The sequence below is a fragment of the Sphingomonas sp. BK036 genome, assembly GCF_004216825.1.
In the GTDB taxonomy this organism is placed as follows: domain Bacteria; phylum Pseudomonadota; class Alphaproteobacteria; order Sphingomonadales; family Sphingomonadaceae; genus Sphingomonas.
The window spans coordinates 347676-365207 of the sequence record NZ_SGXR01000005.1 but is presented as its reverse complement, the minus strand read 5'-3'; the positions used below and the strand labels follow the sequence as shown (position 1 = coordinate 365207).

Below are 17532 nucleotides of genomic sequence, written 5' to 3'. Positions count from 1 at the left end.
CACCCGCAGACAAGGAGTTTGCGATGAAGGTCATGACGCTGCGGTCCCCCGCTGGACTTGATACCCTGCGCATCGAAGAGCGCGCCGACCCGGGGAATCCCACGCCTGGCACGATACGCGTCGCGCTGCACGGCAGTTCGCTGAATTTCCACGACCTTGGCGTCGTGACGGGCAAGATGCCGAGCGCGGATGGTCGCGTGCCGCTGTCTGATGGCGCCGGGATCGTCGAGGCGGTCGGCGAGGGCGTCACCGAGTTTGCGGTGGGCGATCACGTCGTGTCGTGCTTCTTCCCCGATTGGCAGGACGGACCGCCGGTTATCGGCGACTTCAGTCGCACGCCGGGCCATGGGATCGACGGGTTCGCGCAAGGCCATGTCGTACTGCCCGCGACCGCGTTCACGCACGCCCCCAAGCTCTACGATTCCGTCGAGGCGGCGACGATCACGACCGCGGGGCTGACCGCATGGCGCGCGCTGGTCGTTGATGGCGGGCTGAAGGCGGGCGACACGGTGTTGTTGCTGGGAACGGGAGGCGTGTCGATCTGGGCGTTGCAGATCGCCAAGGCGATGGGAGCGATCGTCGCGATCACCTCGTCGTCGGACGCGAAGCTCGACCGCGCCAAGGCGCTCGGCGCGGACTTCACGCTGAACTACCGCACGTATCCGGACTGGGGCCGCAGGATCGCCGACTGGACCGGGGGCCGTGGGGTTGATCACGTGGTCGAGGTCGGCGGACCGGCGACGCTTGGCCAGTCGATCGACGCGGTGCGGATCGGCGGGCATATCTCGCTGATCGGCGTGCTAACCGGGCGCGGCGGCGAGGTGCCGACCGCGGCGTTGATGGCCAAGCAGGCCCGGCTGCAGGGCCTGATCGTCGCCAGCCGCCGCGACCAGCAGGCGTTCGTCCGCGCGCTCGAAGCGACCGGGACCCGCCCGGTGATCGACCGCCGCTTCCCGCTCGATCGCCTCGCAGACGCGTTCGCGTTCGAGATGAGTGGCGAGCATTCCGGGAAGATCGGGATCGAATGGTAACACCTCCCGTCGGGTAACGGTTTTGGGCGAAGAGGCGGCGTAGCTGGAGATGCTTAGAAGCGCATCGCGACGTCGATGCCGCCGCCGCCCGATCCCGCCCAGGGCGTGAGGCGAACGCGGTCGTCGTGGCGCGCGGTGAGCAGGAACCCGCTGGCGCCGCCGATCACCGCGCCGGCGAGGACGTCGTGGACATAATGCTTGTCGGCCCGGACTCGCGCGACGCCGACGAAGGACGCGACCAGCAGGGCGGGCAGCCCCGCTTCCCAGCCATAGCGCTTTTCGAGCGAGGCGGCCGCGGCGAACGAGACCGAGGTGTGGCCCGAGGGAAAGCTCTTGTCGTCGCTACGATCCGGGCGGCGCTCATGGATCAGTTCCTTCAGCGCGAACGTCGTCCCGCCCGCGACGAGCATGCTGCCCCCGGCCTCCAGATCGCCGCGCCAGTCGCCCTGGACCGCGGGCACGCCGAGCGCTGCGCCGACGAGAAGGTCGCGGCCGATATCGCTGGCATCGGCCCAGCCCTTTGGTGATGCCGTCGCGGGCGAGGCGCACGTGACGGGGATGGCGACGGCCAGTGCGGCAGCGGCAATTCGAAATCTCATGCTGCATTGTCCTTCGGCACGCGGGGTTTATCCAGGGTTGCGATCATGCCGGAGACGCCGAACCCGGCATCGACGGTGGCGATGGTCGCGGCCGGGCCTAGCATCGCGCGCAGGGTTGCGGGATTGAACAGCCGGTGCGTCGGGCTGCTGCCGAGCCCGATCCGTTGCAGCGAGTCCGCGGTCGTCACGTAGAGTGCGAGCCGCCCGCCTGGCCGCAACACGCGCCGGAGCTCGGTGAGCACGGCGCGATCGTCGTGCCAGAAATAGGCGACGTTGGTGGCGAGGATCCGATCGACGGACGCATCGGGCAGGGGGATCTCCGTGAAGGACGCGCAGTGGAAGATAACGTCTGCGTGGCGGCGTCGCGCCGCATCGATCATGGCCTGTGAATGATCGAGGCCGTGGACTCGGCCGCCACCAGCTGCCGCCGACAGAGCGGGGATCGCATCGCCGGTGCCGCAACCGAGGTCGAGCACCGTGTTGCCGCTATGGACGTCGAGCGCGGCGATCGCGAGCCGGGTCGGGCGGTGGTTGGCGATGCGCATTGCCTGCCCGACGAGCCGGCCGCCAATGCCGCTCGGGCGTGCGAGCTGTCGCCCGAGCGCGGCGGCGAGCGCGTTCACGCGGACTTGAGCTTGGCGTTGATCTTGACCAGCAGCGCGCGCATTTCCGCGCGCCGCCCGGCATCCCATACCGGCCGCGCCGCGTTCACCGGCGCCTGGAGGCCGCGCTGGACATATTGTTTGGCCTGGGCGGGATGGCCCTCGTCGTTGAGGAAGTCGGCATAGAAGAAGTTGTTGTCGAGGCCGTTCGGATCCTGCTTCAGTGCCGCCTCGAGCAGCGCGCGCGCCTTTGCGGTGTTGCCGAAGCCGATCGGGAAACCGGGGACACGGTAGTAGAGCACGCCAAGGCTCATCTTGACGCCGCCATCGGCGACGTTCGGGTCGATGCCTTGCGCCTTTTCCAGGATCTCCCGCGCCGACCGCGCAAAGCCCAGCTGTCGCAGCACGCTCGCGCGCGCGGCTTCCTCGCTGACGACGATGCCTTGCCACAAGAGCGGCTCGGCCCGGCCGGGATAACGCGCCGAGACCTGCGCGGCCTCGCCCGCGAGTACGTCTAGCTGGCGATATTGCTCGTTCCGGTCGGCGACCTGATAGCGGATATGCGCCCATTGGTCGTTGATGCGGCGGACCGCGGCATCCATCGCGGGATTGTTGCTGGCATTGGCCGAGCCCGCCAGCGCAAGGGCGACGAAAGCGAGAGCGTAACGGACGATCATGAAAGGGCTCCTGAGGGTTTGTCCTGGAAAAGGGTTCGGGCGGTCAGCACCTGTCCGGCGAGGCCGCGGTCGACCACGGCCGGCAGCAGCGCGTTGAGCTGCGTGAAGACGCGTTCGGGCAGGCCGATCGACACGTCGCACTCGCGCCGCTCGATCGCGCGGAAGATGCGGTCGACGACGGTGGCGGGATCGTCCGCGCTCATCTTGGTCAGCGCCATGAAGCGCTCGATCGTCGCGGTGTTGAACCCGGTCCTGACCGCGCGCGGCGCGACGTGCGTGACCGCGATGCCGCGTCCGCCGAGTTCGCGGCGCAGCGCCTGGCTGAGGCCTTTCAGCCCGGCCTTCGCGCTCGAATAGGCGGTAAAATAGGGGTAGGGGACCGCGCCCATCACCGAACCGATATTGACGATCTGGCCATCGCCGCGCGCGATCATCCGGGGGACGACGGCGCTGGCAAGGATTGCCGGCGCGACGAGGTTGACCGCATAGCCGAGCGCGATCCCTGTCGCGCCCTGCTGCTCGAACGGCCCGAAATATTGGAGGCCGGCGACGTTGGCGAGGATGTCGACGTGCCGGCCCGCGAGGTGCGCGCCGAGATCGGCGAGCGCTGCGGGATCGGCGAGGTTCGCGACGAGGTGATCGTCACAGGCGGGTGACTCGACGCGGTCGACCCCGGTGACGTGCGCGCCGCACCTGCGCAGCCGTGCCGCGAGAAGCCCGCCGATCCCGCCGGCCGCGCCGGTCAGGACGATGCGGCGACCTTCAAGCGGCGACACGCGTGGTCTCCAGCTCGATCCCGGCGAACAGCGCGCCGAACAGCCCGAACATCGCGTTCGCCATGTCGATGATCGCACGCTGGTCCTCGGGATCGTCGATCCGGTTCATCAGCTTTTCGAAGAAGACCATGTGATCCTGGTCGAGCGCGCCGTGCGAGGTGAGATAATGGAACGCGGAGTCGGGCAGCCCGAGCGCCGACTGCACCGCGCCCGCGCCATGGCTCGCCATCGCGATGCTGGTGCCCTCCAGGACATAGACCATGCCAAAGAACGCGGCCGGATTGCCCTGGCGGATCGTCTCATACGCATGTTCGACCATCGCGCGCGTCGCCGGTGCGGGCGCATGGCTGGCGACGAGGCTGTTGCCTCCGGCCGCCTCGATATCCTCGAGGATCCAGAATTCGTGGCCGGTCTCCTCCTCGATATACTCGTCGAGCGCCGCAACGAGGACGGGCCGGTGCGCGAGCCGGGCGCGCGCCTCTTCCATCAGCGGCACGGTGTGGCGGACATGGTGGAACGCCTCGGTGAGGTAGGCGATGTAGTCCGCGCGCCTGATGCGGCCGGTCATCCCGGCGACGAGTTGCGGCGTCATCGCGAAACGCGCCTGCGCCTCGCGGGTCTCGGCGACGAGACGGTCGAAAAAGGGCTGGTCCATCGAAATCTCGTGGTCGGGATAGGCGGCGTCGATCGCGGCACGGCGCAGGCGGCCGTTGCCGATCAGCAGTCCGGTTGCTGGGGTGAAGGGCGCGACGACCTGCCACCGCGCGATCCGGGCATAGGCGGGGAGCGCGAGATTGGCGGCTGCGACCGCGGCGGCGATATCGGCGCTCGGCGATGAGGGCACGATCAACGCATCGAGCGTCGCCTGTCCTTCGCCGCGCACCATCGCCTGGAAGATCGCAGGCTGGCGCGTTAGGGCGCCCTCGACCCATTCGGGCGAGACGTTGCGGCCGTGGCTGGTGACGATCAGCGCGGACTTGCGCCCCTCGATCGAGAGTCGCCCGGTGTCGTCGATCCGACCGATGTCGCCCGTCGCGAGCGGGCCGGGAGTGCGGGGTACGCCGACGGTGCCGAGGAACAGCGGCCCGTCGATCAGGATCTCGCCGTCCGCGGCCAGCCGAACGTCGTTCGCGCCGATGCTCCGCCCAACACTGCCGCGCGATGCAGGATCGCCGTCATCGAGCGCGACGACCGACGCGCATTCGGTGAGGCCATAGCCCTGGCGCACTGGCAGCCCCAGCGCGGCTGCGGCGTCGAGCAGCAGCGGATCGATCCGCGCGCCACCGACGGCGACGAGCGACAGGCGGGGGAGCCGGAAACCCGTCGCGCGCAGGGCGACGACGAGGCCCGTGAGATAGTCCGGAACGAGGATCAGCGAGGTGATCGCCTGCCGCTCGATCGTCTGCAGCAGCGCGGCGATGTCGGGGCGGAACGGATCGGCCATGCCGATCGCGGCCTGGGACAGCGCGACATAGGTGCCGCCCGCGAGGATGGTCGCGTAGAAGCCGGCGACGTTTTCGAGCAGGATGCCGGGCGACAGGATCGGCAGGTGCCGCCCGGCATGATGCACGCCGAGCGTCTCGACCACCGCCTGCGCAACCCCCAGCAGATGGTCGCGCGACAGGCAGATACCCTTGGGATCGCCGGTCGATCCCGATGTGAACGTGATGCGCGCCGTGCCGTCAGGCAGGCTGCGCGCCCGCCGGACGCGGTGATCTTCGCTGACGTGGACGGCCGGCTGCGTGTCGAGCGACAGGGTCACCGGGCCGCAGAGCCGTATTTCCGCGCCGGCCGCGTCGAGCGCGTGATCGGTCTGCGCGGGCGTGAAGAAGGAGGGCAGCGGGATCCTGACGATGCCGGCCTCGAGCAGTGCGAGGTCGAGAATGCATTCGCCGACGCCCTGATCGAGCTGGAGCGCGATCGGACGGCCGCCTGCAAAGCGCGTTGCTAGATCCTGCGCGATCGGCGGCAGCACCCGCGCCAGCGTCGCCCAGGTGACCGGGTCCGCGCCGTCGATGGCGATCGCCTCGGGCCGGGCCTCGGCATGGCGCATGGCCGCGTCGAGCAACTGCGTCATGCGCGCGCACTCCGATCGAGTAGCGTTCGGCAGGCGTCGATGTCGCCTGCACAGACGAGGGGGTCGGTCTGGTAATAGCGCCCCCAGGCCGAGCCGGCCTCGCCAAGCGCCTCAATCCGTGCCGGTGCGAGTTCGATCAGGTCGAGCCCCAGCCGCGCGAACATCGATCGCAATGGGCGTGTCAGCACCGCGACGGCGACATCCGCCTGGCCCGCGAGGGCGGCTGCGGCTTCGCGCCACAGCGTCATCGTGGCGCCGGGCCGCTGCGAGGCGTGGTCGCCGATCTCGACGATCCGCATGCGGGGGACCGGGCGGCCGAACCGCTCGGTCAGTACGGCCTCGATCGGGCGATCGAGATACGTCTCGAGAAACAGCGTGCCGGCACCGGCGAGCCGGTACCCCAGGGTCGCCTGCGGCACGTCGGGCGCACCGATCGTCAGATAGGTCGGGTAGTCGCTGGCGGGTATCGCGCCATGAACGGCGGCGTAACGGTCGTGGATCAGCGAAATCAGCGCGGCGTCGTGCATATGCATCCTCCCAGATGCAGCTTGGACGCCGCCCGAAACTCGTCACCTCAGTTCGCGGTGACGAAAATCTTTCCGGGTGCTATTTTATAGTGTGCCACGTGGGGTGATCGATGACTTTAGTCGGGCCAGTGCTGATACCGGCAAGGGTTCTGATACTGAGTATCAATAAAGGAATGTGGTCACGCTATCATAAACTTGATTTTATTCGCCGGTTGCTGGCGTGGAGATGGCAGACACCTTAGATAAGCGCCGTCGATACGGTTCGTCCGCTCCGCGACGGTCGTTGCAAGGCCATCGTTGCCGGTCTTCGCATCCGACGCCGAACCACCCCATGCCTCTCGAAAGCCTCGTTCATGATGTCGCCCCTTACGCGGTCAACCATTCCGGTGGCGCTGTCCGTGCTTCTCGCAAGCTGTGCGAGTGCGCCACGCATCGGCACGGCCAGCGCGTCGCCGCCGTTCGTCGCGGAACGCTTCTTCGCGGGACGGCTCGATGGGGTCGGTACGCTGAAGATCGTCCTGCACGCGCCAGTCACGACGCATGTCAGTAGCGTCGGCCGGCTTCGCGCCGATGGCACGCTGCTGCTCAACCAGCATATCGAACAGCAGGGCAAGCCTGCGCGCGATCGCCACTGGGGGATACGGCCGCTCGGCAATGGACGCTATACCGGAACGCTAACCGACGCGTCCGGACCGGTGGTGGGCGAGGCGGAGGGTAATCGGCTGCATCTCCGCTTTGCGACGAAGGGCGGCATGCGGGTCGATCAATGGCTGACGTTGTCGCCCGATGCGCAGGTCGCGCAGAACCATCTGATCGTCCGCAAGCTGGGCGTGACGGTCGCGACGCTCGATGAAACCATCAGGAAACTGCCGTAAGCGCGCACCGCGGGGAGCATCGCATCGCCGAGGTGGCAACGACCGGCCACCTCGTCGGCACTACGGTATGAGCATCGCTGTGCCGCTGTGAGAGCGTATTGAGGGGCAAGCCGGCTAAAGCGCTGCTTGCCCCTCGATACGCGGCGCGCTTCGGCTAGAAGCGCATGGTCCCGCCAAACGCGACCGTGCGTCCGCTCACGGTGTTGGTCATCACCCGCTTGGCGGTGCCGTCGGCATATTGGACGATCGGCTCGTTGGTGATGTTGATCACGTCGAGCGACAGCTTGAACTGCGGTGTCAGATTGACATAGGCGGACGCATCGAGGTTCGTCGTCCCCTTGATGTACTCGCCGATATTGCCGTTGCCGCCATCGCCCCAGCGATAGCGCGAGCGGGTCGCCACCGAGCCTCGCACGCCCCAGCGATCGGTATCGTAATAGAGCGTCGCGTTCGACGAGAATTTCGACAGCGTCGGCAAGGGCAGGCGCACCGGAACCCCCGCATAGAAGACGTCGGTCGATCCCTCGGCGAGGGTGACGTTGCCGAGGACGCCCAGCTTGTCGAAGGGGGCGGGGAGAAAGTCGAAGTCGCGTTTTGCGGCGATTTCGATGCCCTTGATCGATGCGCCGGGGCCGTTGATCGGACGCGTGTAGTTCACCAGCACCGAGGGGTCGACGCCGACGGGCAGCAGCGACGCCGGGTAGCCCGTCGTGTCGTACCCGACCAGCCGGGTCTCCGACGTGATGTACGAATCCATGTGCTTGTAGAACGCACCGATCGCCAGCGAACCGCGCTTGCCGTCGTAATATTCCAGCGAGGCTTCGACGGAATCTGCCTTGAACGGCGCGAGATTGGGGTTGCCCGCGGCGATGGTGCCGCCGAACGAGGCGAGGTTGAGCGTGCCGGCGGCGCGCATGTCGCTGAGGGCGGGGCGGCTCAGGTTGCGGTTGCCGCTGAGGCGGAAGACGACCGACCGGCTGAGGTCGAACGCCAGGTTCGCGGCCGGAAGAAAGCCGTGATAGCTGTTGGTCACGTTGACCGGCACCAGCGCGCTGCCGACCAGCGCGGTGCCCGATGACCCGAGGTCGGTATGGTAATAGCGCACGCCGAAATTGGCGCGCAGCCCGATCGTGCCGAGTTCAGTAGCCAGGTCATATTGCAGATAGGCGCCATAGGTGTTCTCGAGCAGGCCGTAGGCGGTGCCAGCAACGGTGTTGCCCGCGGTCAACGTCATGGGCTGGCCGAGCAGCGCATAGGTCCCGGCGACGTCGCCGATCGTGTACGGCGCAAGCGTGCTGTTAGACAGCGTCGTCGTCGGCACGTCGGGGATGCCCGGCTTGCCCTCATAGCTGGGCGCGACCTTGCGTTGCCAGCCGCTGTTGGTGAAGCGCTTGAACCCGGCCCCGGCCTTGATCGTCGAGCCTGAGCCGATGGTCCAGGCAAGCTCCGCCTTGGTGTTGTAGAACTCGCTCTTGATCCGGTCCGCGCGCGTTTCCAGACCCTGGAGATCCCATTGCGACGCGTCGGTCGTGTCGAACCCGTAGCTGGTCCGCGGGGACCCTGTGTTCAGGCCCGTAAAGGCATAGCTCTTGCCGACCGCCTCGAGATAGACCTCGGCATATCGGGAATCGAACGTTGATCGCGACCAGCCGCCGAGAAAATTGACCGTCAGATTGCTGCTCAGATCGGTGTGGCCGTTGAGCGCCGCCTGCCAGAAGGTCGTCTGGTCGTGGGTGACCTTGGATTCGGTGCGCATGTCGACATGGTCGAACGACGCGCCGACGATATCGTTGAAGTCGTCGAAGGTCACGCCGGTCAGCAGCTGCGTACCGGTGACGTTGTTGGCGGCGATGCCGTTGGTCCCCGCCGCGCCAATCACACCGGATGTGCGATCGTTGTTGAGCTTGCCGTACAGCACGTCCAGCGTCAGGTCGGTGCGATCGTCGGGATGATATTGCAGCACAGTGGTGAGCCCGAGCCGCTCGCGCTTGTTGAAGAAGGTCGCATAGGTCTGCGCGCGGCTGTTCCAGATCCTGCTGGCCCCGGTCGCATTGACCAGCAGCGCGCGGTCCGCCGCCGAGATGGCCGGGCCGACATTGGCGGCACCGAAATTGATCTGCGACCAGTTCCAGTTGCGATAGCCGTATTCGACCGTGTCCGCGGTGCTGTAAGCGACCGACGCGAGGACCCCGAAATCGCCCCAGCGTTCGGAGATCAGCCCGACGAGCCGCGGCGTGACCGTCCTGGTATATCGGTTCGTCTGCCCCTTGGCGGATGCGACCAGCGTGAGCCGGTTGAAATCGAACGGCTTGGCGGTGTGGAGCCCGACCGTCCCGCCGATCCCGCCCTCGTCCTGCTCGGCCGCGTAGGATTTCTCGACGACGACCTTGTTGAAGAGTTCGGAGGCGAAGATGCTGTAGTCGAACGCGCGCGAGCGGCTGACCGACGACCGGCTGTCCAGCCCCGACGACGTGTTGGTAAGCACCTCCATGCCGTTGAGCTGCGTGCGCGTGAAATCCGCGCCGAGGCCGCGTAGCGAGATCTGCCGCCCTTCGCCGCTGTCGCGCGTGATCGCGACGCCGGGAATGCGCTGGAGCGCTTCGGCAAGGTTCTGGTCCGGAAACGCGGCGATGTCCTGCGCCAGGATCACGTCCTGCGAGCCGGTCGCGTTCTTCTTGATCTGCTGCGCCTTGGCGACGCTCTCGCGATAGCCCGTCACGACGATGTCGCCGCCGCCGACGACCTGTGGCTCGACCGTCGATTCCGACGCCTGTAGACCCGCGCCATCGCCTGCCACGGCAGCGGCGGAGGCTGCCGCCGTGGCAAAGCGCTTGTGGCGCGCGATCGTCACCGTGCCATCGACGATCCTGCCATCCACGTCGCTATCTGCGGTAAGCCGCGCGAGCGCGTCCGCGGCGGTCATCCGCCCTTGCAGGCGCGGGCTGCGCGCGCCGTTCAACACCGCCGGCGACGACGCAAGCTGCAGCCGCGTCAGCCGCGAGAAGGCGAGCAGGGCATCGCCGAGCGCTTGCGCCGGCAGATCGAACGTGAAGGTCCGCGAGGCGGGCGGCGCTGCCTGCGCGGTGGCGGGCGTGCCGGCGATCCCGGCGAGCGAGACCGAGCTTAGCAAAAGATGCAGACGAATTTTACGCAACATGTCTTCCCCCGATTTGGTTCGAGAGCAAGACGGGCGCGCCGCGAGGAACCCGACAAACTATTTGGTTTCACATATAAGACATAATGTTTTCATCGATATAGATTTTTCGGAACGAGAGGATTTGACGAATATTATTTGATACCCACAAGGCAGGAATTGTCGGTGTGGCTCGATACGATCATCCTTATCTCGCAGTATGCTGTCCGAGATTGTCACAAATGCTGTCTAGGGCGCCGGGATCAACAGTCCGGATGTCCGATGCCAGCGGTGCTGCACCAGATCGAGAACCGCGCGGGTGATGCCCCGGCCGAGGATTGGCGCGCGATCGCCGCGACGCTGCGCCGCTACGTCCGGGGACGCACGAGCCGCACGGACGTGGTCGAGGATGTCGTGCAGGAGACGCTGTCGCGGCTGGTGCAGCAGGGTCGCGTGCAGAAACTGCTCAGCGTCTATGCACTGGGGTTCCGGATCGCCGCGAACCTGCTGATCGACCATCATCGTCGCGACAGCCGCTACGTCGCCGAGAGCGGGGAGGAGACCGCCAGCCTCGCGCCCTCGCCACATCGCGTGCTGGCGGGGCGGCAGGAGGTTGCGATCCTGAAGGAGGCGCTGGCGGCAATGCCGCCGCTGCGTCGCGACGTACTGGTTCGCCGCCGACTTCACGGGCAGAGCTGTGCGGCGATAGCGAAGGAGCTGGGGTTGAGCGCGAAGGCCGTTGAAAAGCACATCACCCGCGGCCTCGCCAACCTGCACAAGGCGATGCCCGGCGATACGGCCGGGCGCGAGGCGGTGCGATGACGCGCGACGCGCAGATCGTCGAGGAGGCCGCGGCTTGGATCGACCGGCTCAACCGGCCGGTGGTCGACGCGGCGGCGGGGCCGGCCTTCGACGCCTGGATGGCGGCCGCGCCGCGGCACCGCGAAGTCTTTGCCGAGATGCAGGCGCTCTGGCAGTCGGACGCGCTGGTCGAGGCACTCGGGCAGTCCTGCCTCGCGCCAGCCGTCGCCATCCCGGCCTCTGTGGTCACCGATCGCTCCGGTCGCCTGCGTCGTGCCGCGCCGCAGTTCGCCGCCGCGGCGTGCGCGATGCTGGTCGCGGTCATGCTGATCGTGCCGGTGCTGGTAACGAGCACCTATCGCACCACTGCGGGCAAGGGCCGGTCGGTCGTGCTCGCGGACGGGTCGCGCGTCGACATGAGCGGGGATACCGAGCTTCGCGTCCAGATATTGCCGTGGAAACGCAGCGCCGAACTGCTGCGCGGCGAGGCGTTCTTCGACGTCCGGCATGAGCGCGTCCGGATATTCCGCGTGGCCAGCGGCACCACCTCGGTGCGGGTGCTGGGCACCGCGTTCAACGTCGATCGCCAGAGCCCGACGCGGACCGCTGTCGTCGTGTATCGCGGTGCCGTCGAGGTCGGTGTCGCCGGCGAGACCGAGCTCGTCCTGAACACGGGGTATGGCGCGCGCGTCGTCGACGGCCATGTCAGCGCGCAGCGGCGGATCGCAGGCGGCGTGCCCGACTGGAAATCGGGGTGGTTCGAGGCGTCCGACGTTCCGCTGGGCGTGCTGATCGACAAGGTCCAGCGCTATTCGGCGCGGCCTATCCTGTTGCACGATCGCGCGTTGCAGGCGCTGCCGATCAGCGGACGCTTTCATGTATCCGATACCGAACGCGCGCTGCAGGCCGTGCAGGCGGCCTATCACGTCAATATCGCCTACGGTCCGAAGACGATCGCGATCCGTCCCGCGGGCGAGGCGGACGATCGATAGCGGCGACGCGGTCGGTTTATCGGTGTCGGGTTTTGCCCGGCGGCTGCGTCTTCCCGTCATAGTCCTTCGCGACGCGATGCCGGGCCCGGTCCGGCGCGTGGTCCGCGCGATGCCGTCAGGGAGTACCGCCGTGCCTCAGTTCGATCGCCGTAACATGGTCAAGGCCGGCCTTTCGCTCGCGCTGTTGGGCGGAGTCGGCGCGCCGCGGCTGCTCGCGCGCGCCAATTTCACGCGCGATCCGTTCACGCTCGGCATCGCGTCGGGTGAGCCGTGGCCCGACGGGTTCGTCATCTGGACCCGGCTCGCGCCCGAACCGCAGACGCCCGGTGGCGGCATGCCGCCGCACGATGTTCCGGTGCGCTGGGAGGTGGCCGAAGACCCCGGCTTCCGGACGATCGTGCGGACCAGCGCGGCGGTGGCGAAGGCCGACCTTGCGCATTCGGTGCATGTCGAGGTCGACGGTCTACGATCGCGGCGGCCCTATTGGTATCGCTTCCTCGTCGATGGTGCCGGATCGAGCCTGGTCGGCACTGCGCGTACCGCACCTGCGCGAGGCACGTCGCCCGAGCGGCTGCGTCTGGCGATGCTGGGATGCCAGGATTTCGAGACGGGGTTCTTCACCGCCTATGCGCATGTCGCGCGCGAGCCCGACCTCGACGCGGTCTTCCACTATGGCGACTATATCTACGAGATGGCGGCGCGGACCGAGCCCAGCCCCCGCAAGCATCTGGGGGGCCGAGACATACACGCTGGACGCCTATCGCCGCCGTTACGCGCAGTACAAGGCGGATCCCGATCTTCAGGCCGCGCACGCCGCGGTCGCGTTCGTCATGTCGTTCGACGACCATGAGATCGACGACAATTGGGCGGGCGAATTCGACAAGGATGGCAACCGGCCCGAGATCTTTGCGCTGCGCAAGGCGGCGGCGCTGCAGGCCTGGTATGAGCATGTTCCCGTCCGCCGCGCGCAGCGACCGGGCGCAGCGGATGCGCGCGCCTATCGCCGGCTCGATTACGGTACGCTCGCGCGGATGCACGTGCTCGACACCCGCTCGTTCCGCAGCGATCAGCTCTGCGAGCGTCCCGGCATCGGGCGCGTCGAACTCGATGCCTGCCGTCCTGTCGACCGGCCGGACCGGACGATGCTGGGCGCGGCGCAGGAGGGCTGGATCGATCGCGGGCTCGCCAACGACGCCCGCTGGAACTTCGTCGCGCAACAGGTGCTGCTCATGCCCTATGACGCGCGCAAGGACGGCGCGACCGCACCCGTCGTTGGCAAGGATAATTGGAACGGCTATCCGCTGTCGCGCCAGCGGCTCGTCGACAGCATCGCGCGACGCGGGCTGACGAACGTCGTGATCGGCAGTGGCGACCTGCACCAGCATGTCGTCGGGTCCGTACCACGCGACGCCGACGACGTTGGCGGCGCGGCGATTGCGACCGAGTTCCTCGCGACCTCGATCTCGTCGGGGGGGACGGGCGGGGCGCATTATCCCGGGGAAACCGGCACGCTGGCCAACAACCCGAACGTCGCGCTGCTCAACAATCAGCGGGGTTATCAGCTGTTCACGGTCACGCCGGACGCCTGGCGCGCCGAGGTGAAGGTCATGGATCAGGTCGACCGGCCCGGGGGGCAGATCTCCGCCATCGCGAGGTTTGTCGTCGACCCCCATCAGCCTGGACCGCAATCCGGTTGATAGCCTGATGCACGGTCGAGTGTGGAGTTTGATCTGAGAGGGGGCGGATGGGTTCAGGCCAATGTTGTGGCCGGCATCTCAACCGCAACGTTGCATGTCATGCGAGCGATCAGGACGCCCAAAGGCGCTGTGTCTCGTCACGATCATGCTCGTGGTCGGGGAGACAGGATTCGAACCTGCGACCCCCTGGTCCCAAACCAGGTGCGCTACCAGCCTGCGCCACTCCCCGACTGCGACGGCCCTTAGCCGCTGCTTTTGCCGGATGGCAAGCGGCATCGTGTTTCGCGCGGCGAAAGACGCCCGTCAGGCCGTGCGGCGCGCGTTAGTCGGTATGCCGCGAGAGGCGTACGGCCGCACGTGCGTCGGGCGGGACGATGCGAGGTTCCGATCGCGGCGGGTCTGTGGCAGAGCCCGCTCATGGGTGGGACATCGACAGCAACGGCGCGACTGCGCAGGATCGTTATCGGCTTGGTTGCCGCGCTGGCCGGGAGCAGCCCGGCGCTGGCGCAGGACGATGCGGGCTTTCAGGCGTATCTCGTCGCGCTGCGGCAGCAGGCGCTGGCGGACGGCGTCAGCACGCGCACGGCAGACGCGGTGTTTCCGACGCTGACGCTCAACCAGCGCGTCATTGATCTCGACCGGCAGCAGCCGGGCGCGACGAGCAGCAGTGCGGTCCCGGCGTTCGCGCCGTACCGCGCACAGCATGTCGACGCGGCGCGGATCGCGCGCGGGCGCCAGACCTATTTGGCGCAACGCTCAAGGTTGCAGCGGATCGAGCAGACGACCGGCGTGCCCGAATCGATCATGGTCGCGATCTGGGGGCATGAGACGAATTACGGCAGCTATACCGGCAATTTCGATCTGCTCCGGTCGCTCGCGAGCCTTGCCTATGAGGGGCGGCGGCGATCGCTGTTCGCGGGTGAGTTCATCGCGGGATTGAAGATGCTCGATCGCGGCGTGACGCGTGAGCAGCTCAAGGGAAGCTGGGCGGGCGCGACGGGCAATCCGCAGTTCCTGCCGTCGATCTATCTACGTCTCGCGCGCGACGGCGATGGCGACGGGCGCGCGGATATCTGGAGCAGCCCTGCGGATACGCTGGCGTCGATCGGCAATTACTTCTTCGATGCCGGCTGGCGCGCGGGCCAGCCCTGGGGTGTCGCCGTCACCGTTCCCGCGACATTCGACCGATCGCAGGTCCGCAACCGGCTCGTCTCGCCACGCTGCCCACGCGTGTTCGAGCGGCATAGCGGGTGGCGGACGATCGCCGAGTGGCGTGCGCTGGGGATCGCGCCGCAAGGCCGCAGCCTGCCCGCGGACAGCGTGATGGCGACGTTGCTCGAGCCGGACGGGCAGGGGGCGACCGCCTATCTGCTGACGAGCAACTACCGCGTGATCCTCGATTACAACTGCTCGAACTTCTACGCACTGTCGGTCGGGCTGCTGGCCGATGCGGTCGAGCGCTAGGCGAGATTTACGCGCAACGCGGGCGTGACGCGGTCGCCGGGCGCGGCTATGACCTGCATCACATCCTGCCCACGGATCGAGTTCCCTTTTGCTCACGGAATACCCCATGAAGAAGCTGATCGTCGCACCGCTCGTCGCCCTCGCGCTGGCGCATCCGTCCATCGCCGCCGCGCCGCAATTCCAGACGGCCGCGCCGATCGCGTATATGGAGGACCTGTCGTCGGGCGCAGTGCTGTTCGCGCGCGACGCCGATCGCCGCATGCCGCCGGCGTCGCTCGCCAAGATGATGACGGTGTATGTCGCGTTCGACATGGTCAAGAAGGGCGAGCTGAAGCTCGACCAGATGATGCCCGTGCGGCCCGAGACCTGGGCGAAATGGCATGGTCCGTCCGCGGGTTCGACGATGTTCCTGTCGTCGGGTGAGAATGTCAGCGTCGCCAATCTGCTCTACGGTATCGTCACGCTGTCGGGCAACGATGCCTGCATCGTACTCGCCGAGGGGATTTCGGGGTCGGAGCAGGCGTTCACCGAGCGGATGAACCGCAAGGCGGCGGAACTCGGTCTCAAGGACAGCCATTTCGGTACCGCGAACGGCTGGCCCGATAACGGCGTGACCTATGTCACCGCGCATGATCTCGCCAAGCTGGCCGCGGCGACGATCACCAACTATCCCGATCTGTACAAGCAGTTCTATTCTAAGCGCGACTTCACCTGGGGCAAGACGATGGGTGGCAGCGCCATTACTCAGGCGAACCGCGATCCGATCCTCGGCCGCGTCGCGGGCGCTGATGGCCTGAAGACCGGGCACACCGAGGAGGCCGGCTATGGCTTCACCGGCTCGGCGGTACAGAACGGCCGCCGCCTCGTGATGGTGGTCGCCGGCCTGACGAGCTCGGGACAGCGCGCCGAGGAATCGGTGCGCTTCATGGAATGGGGCTTCCGCGCGTGGCAGTCCAAGCCGATCGTCGCCAAGGGCAAGAAGGTCGAGACCGCCGCGGTCCAGCTCGGCGATGCGTCGTCGGTGGGGCTCGTCGCGCCCAAGGCGCTGACCGTGACGCTGCCCGCGGGCACCTCGCCGACGATGACGGCCAAGGTCGTGTATGACGGTCCGATCAAGGCGCCGATCAAGGCGGGACAGCATGTCGCGGATCTGGTCGTCACCACGTCCGACGGTCTTCAGCAGACGATGCCGCTGGTCGCCGAGAAGGATGTCGCCGAGGCCGGCTTCTTCGGTCGCGCATGGGCAGGGCTGACCGGCTTCTTCGGCTGATGACGCCCGCGCCGATGGTTGTGCAGGCATGACGCCGATCATCGGCAACACCGCCGCGCAGGCTGCTTTTCTGACCGCCATGCGTGGCGGGTCGTTGCATCACGCCTGGCTGATCGCCGGACCGCAGGGGGTCGGCAAGGCAAGCTTCGCGCGGTCCGCGGCGATGCGGATGCTGGCGGATGCGGCCGATCCCGATGGCGGGTCGACCGGGCTGGCGGTACCCGAGGGGAACCGGACGCGGTCGCTGATGGAGGCGGGCTCGCACCCCGACTTTCGCGTGCTTGCCCGGTTGCCCAAGGACCCCGACAAGCCCGACCAGGATCTCGCGCGCAGCATCACGATCGCGCAGGTCCGGACGTTACAGCCCTTGTTCGCCACCACGCCTTCGATGAGCCCGCGCCGCGTGGTAGTCATCGATGCGATCGACGATCTGGAGCGGGGCGGGGCGAATGCGCTGCTCAAGAATCTCGAGGAACCGCCGGCGGGGACGATCTTCCTGCTCGTCAGCCATGCGCCTGGGCGGTTGCTGCCGACGATCCGATCGCGCTGTCGCTTGTTGCGGTTCGAGGCGCTGGATGCCGACGAGGTCGCGACCGCGATCCGGACGCTGCGTCCCGAAGCGGACGAGGACGAGGTGGCGGCACTTGTGCGCGCGAGCGACGGTGCGCCCGGACGCGCGCTGCGCTATGCCGGGCTCGACATCGCAGCGATCGACGACGCCATCGCCGCGATCGCGCAGGGCGGCGACCGTGACAATGGGCTAAGGCTGAAACTGGCCAAGGCGCTGGCGTTGAAGACGGCGCAACCGCGCTATGAGGCGTTTCTCGATCGCGCGCCCGCGTTCATCGCTGACGCCGCACGGATCCGGTCGGGGCAGGCTCTGCGGTCCGCGCTCGACGCGCATGCCGCGGCACGCGATCTGGCGGGGGCCGCGATCGGCCTTTCGCTCGATGCGCAGGCGACGGTGTTCGAGATGGCGGGGATCGTCGCGACATTACGCCAGTGAGCGCC

Annotated in this window: 14 protein-coding genes, 1 tRNA gene and 1 pseudogene; 8 read left to right on the top strand and 8 right to left on the bottom strand. The window is 67.5% G+C overall.

Annotation, left to right across the window (positions count from 1 at the left end):
- Positions 1 to 23: 23 nt before the first annotated feature.
- The gene (locus tag EV283_RS11920; protein ID WP_130325594.1) at positions 24 to 1031 is read left to right on the top strand and encodes an NAD(P)-dependent alcohol dehydrogenase; all 1008 of its coding nucleotides are present in this window, start codon (positions 24 to 26) and stop codon (positions 1029 to 1031) included.
- A gap of 53 nt (positions 1032 to 1084) precedes the next feature.
- Here EV283_RS11920 and EV283_RS11915 read toward each other — a convergent pair whose 3' ends face one another.
- The 6 genes from EV283_RS11915 to EV283_RS11890 are packed head-to-tail and all read right to left on the bottom strand — an operon-like array spanning position 1085 to position 6289.
- Entirely contained in the window at positions 1085 to 1630 is a 546-nt protein-coding gene (locus EV283_RS11915) for a phosphatase PAP2 family protein (protein WP_130325592.1), read from the bottom strand.
- Complete coding sequence (locus EV283_RS11910) at positions 1627 to 2253, bottom strand: class I SAM-dependent methyltransferase (protein WP_130325590.1); 627 nt, start codon at positions 2251 to 2253, stop codon at positions 1627 to 1629. The genes EV283_RS11915 and EV283_RS11910 overlap by 4 nt, the downstream gene beginning before the upstream one ends.
- Complete coding sequence (locus EV283_RS11905) at positions 2250 to 2909, bottom strand: tetratricopeptide repeat protein (protein ID WP_056410821.1); 660 nt, start codon at positions 2907 to 2909, stop codon at positions 2250 to 2252. Before EV283_RS11905 ends, EV283_RS11910 begins: the two co-directional genes overlap by 4 nt.
- Entirely contained in the window at positions 2906 to 3685 is a 780-nt protein-coding gene (locus EV283_RS11900; protein WP_130325588.1) for an SDR family NAD(P)-dependent oxidoreductase, read from the bottom strand. Before EV283_RS11900 ends, EV283_RS11905 begins: the two co-directional genes overlap by 4 nt.
- Entirely contained in the window at positions 3672 to 5762 is a 2091-nt protein-coding gene (locus tag EV283_RS11895; protein ID WP_130325586.1) for an AMP-binding protein, read from the bottom strand. Before EV283_RS11895 ends, EV283_RS11900 begins: the two co-directional genes overlap by 14 nt.
- On the bottom strand, positions 5759 to 6289 hold the full coding sequence (locus EV283_RS11890) for a thermostable hemolysin (RefSeq protein ID WP_130325584.1): 531 nt from the start codon (positions 6287 to 6289) through the stop codon (positions 5759 to 5761). Before EV283_RS11890 ends, EV283_RS11895 begins: the two co-directional genes overlap by 4 nt.
- 353 nt (positions 6290 to 6642) lie before the next feature.
- Between EV283_RS11890 and EV283_RS11885 the strand changes: the two genes are divergently transcribed.
- A complete protein-coding gene (locus EV283_RS11885; protein ID WP_130325582.1) occupies positions 6643 to 7164 on the top strand; it encodes a DUF3833 family protein in 522 nt (173 codons plus the stop codon).
- 154 nt (positions 7165 to 7318) lie between these two features.
- Here EV283_RS11885 and EV283_RS11880 read toward each other — a convergent pair whose 3' ends face one another.
- Entirely contained in the window at positions 7319 to 10321 is a 3003-nt protein-coding gene (locus EV283_RS11880) for a TonB-dependent receptor (protein ID WP_130325580.1), read from the bottom strand.
- Positions 10322 to 10579: 258 nt separating this feature from the next.
- On the opposite strand from EV283_RS11880, the gene EV283_RS11875 reads away from it, so the two are divergent.
- From EV283_RS11875 to EV283_RS11865, 3 genes and pseudogenes are all read left to right on the top strand, one after another.
- Positions 10580 to 11119 (top strand): RNA polymerase sigma factor, encoded by a 540-nt coding sequence (locus tag EV283_RS11875; RefSeq protein WP_130325578.1) that lies wholly within the window; start codon positions 10580 to 10582, stop codon positions 11117 to 11119.
- Positions 11116 to 12090 carry a FecR domain-containing protein gene (locus EV283_RS11870; RefSeq protein WP_130325576.1) on the top strand — a complete coding sequence of 325 codons (975 nt, stop codon included), beginning with the start codon at positions 11116 to 11118 and terminating at the stop codon, positions 12088 to 12090. Before EV283_RS11875 ends, EV283_RS11870 begins: the two co-directional genes overlap by 4 nt.
- Positions 11975 to 13787: pseudogene (locus tag EV283_RS11865) on the top strand (alkaline phosphatase D family protein). The gene EV283_RS11870 and the pseudogene EV283_RS11865 overlap by 116 nt, the downstream one beginning before the upstream one ends.
- A gap of 152 nt (positions 13788 to 13939) precedes the next feature.
- Here the strand turns inward: EV283_RS11865 and EV283_RS11860 are convergent.
- Positions 13940 to 14016, bottom strand: a tRNA-Pro gene (locus tag EV283_RS11860).
- A 188-nt stretch (positions 14017 to 14204) separates the two neighbouring features.
- Between EV283_RS11860 and EV283_RS11855 the strand changes: the two genes are divergently transcribed.
- The 3 genes from EV283_RS11855 to EV283_RS11845 all read left to right on the top strand — a co-directional run bounded on the left by EV283_RS11855 (position 14205) and on the right by EV283_RS11845 (position 17527).
- Positions 14205 to 15251 (top strand): lytic murein transglycosylase, encoded by a 1047-nt coding sequence (locus EV283_RS11855; protein ID WP_130325572.1) that lies wholly within the window; start codon positions 14205 to 14207, stop codon positions 15249 to 15251.
- A gap of 106 nt (positions 15252 to 15357) precedes the next feature.
- Positions 15358 to 16521 carry a D-alanyl-D-alanine carboxypeptidase family protein gene (locus EV283_RS11850; protein ID WP_107959327.1) on the top strand — a complete coding sequence of 388 codons (1164 nt, stop codon included), beginning with the start codon at positions 15358 to 15360 and terminating at the stop codon, positions 16519 to 16521.
- A gap of 28 nt (positions 16522 to 16549) precedes the next feature.
- Positions 16550 to 17527 carry an AAA family ATPase gene (locus EV283_RS11845; RefSeq protein WP_130325570.1) on the top strand — a complete coding sequence of 326 codons (978 nt, stop codon included), beginning with the start codon at positions 16550 to 16552 and terminating at the stop codon, positions 17525 to 17527.
- Positions 17528 to 17532: the final 5 nt, after the last annotated feature.

Bases quoted from the DNA above. Each gene is read 5' to 3' on its own strand.
- EV283_RS11915 (WP_130325592.1), bottom strand. From the start codon at position 1,630: ATGAGATTTCGAATTGCCGCTGCCGCACTGGCCGTCGCCATCCCCGTC.
- EV283_RS11920 (WP_130325594.1), top strand. From the start codon at position 24: ATGAAGGTCATGACGCTGCGGTCCCCCGCTGGACTTGATACCCTGCGC.
- EV283_RS11895 (WP_130325586.1), bottom strand. From the start codon at position 5,762: ATGACGCAGTTGCTCGACGCGGCCATGCGCCATGCCGAGGCCCGGCCC.
- EV283_RS11880 (WP_130325580.1), bottom strand. From the start codon at position 10,321: ATGTTGCGTAAAATTCGTCTGCATCTTTTGCTAAGCTCGGTCTCGCTC.
- EV283_RS11850 (WP_107959327.1), top strand. From the start codon at position 15,358: ATGAAGAAGCTGATCGTCGCACCGCTCGTCGCCCTCGCGCTGGCGCAT.
- EV283_RS11905 (WP_056410821.1), bottom strand. From the start codon at position 2,909: ATGATCGTCCGTTACGCTCTCGCTTTCGTCGCCCTTGCGCTGGCGGGC.
- EV283_RS11845 (WP_130325570.1), top strand. From the start codon at position 16,550: ATGACGCCGATCATCGGCAACACCGCCGCGCAGGCTGCTTTTCTGACC.
- EV283_RS11875 (WP_130325578.1), top strand. From the start codon at position 10,580: ATGCCAGCGGTGCTGCACCAGATCGAGAACCGCGCGGGTGATGCCCCG.
- EV283_RS11870 (WP_130325576.1), top strand. From the start codon at position 11,116: ATGACGCGCGACGCGCAGATCGTCGAGGAGGCCGCGGCTTGGATCGAC.
- EV283_RS11885 (WP_130325582.1), top strand. From the start codon at position 6,643: ATGATGTCGCCCCTTACGCGGTCAACCATTCCGGTGGCGCTGTCCGTG.
- EV283_RS11890 (WP_130325584.1), bottom strand. From the start codon at position 6,289: ATGCACGACGCCGCGCTGATTTCGCTGATCCACGACCGTTACGCCGCC.
- EV283_RS11855 (WP_130325572.1), top strand. From the start codon at position 14,205: ATGGGTGGGACATCGACAGCAACGGCGCGACTGCGCAGGATCGTTATC.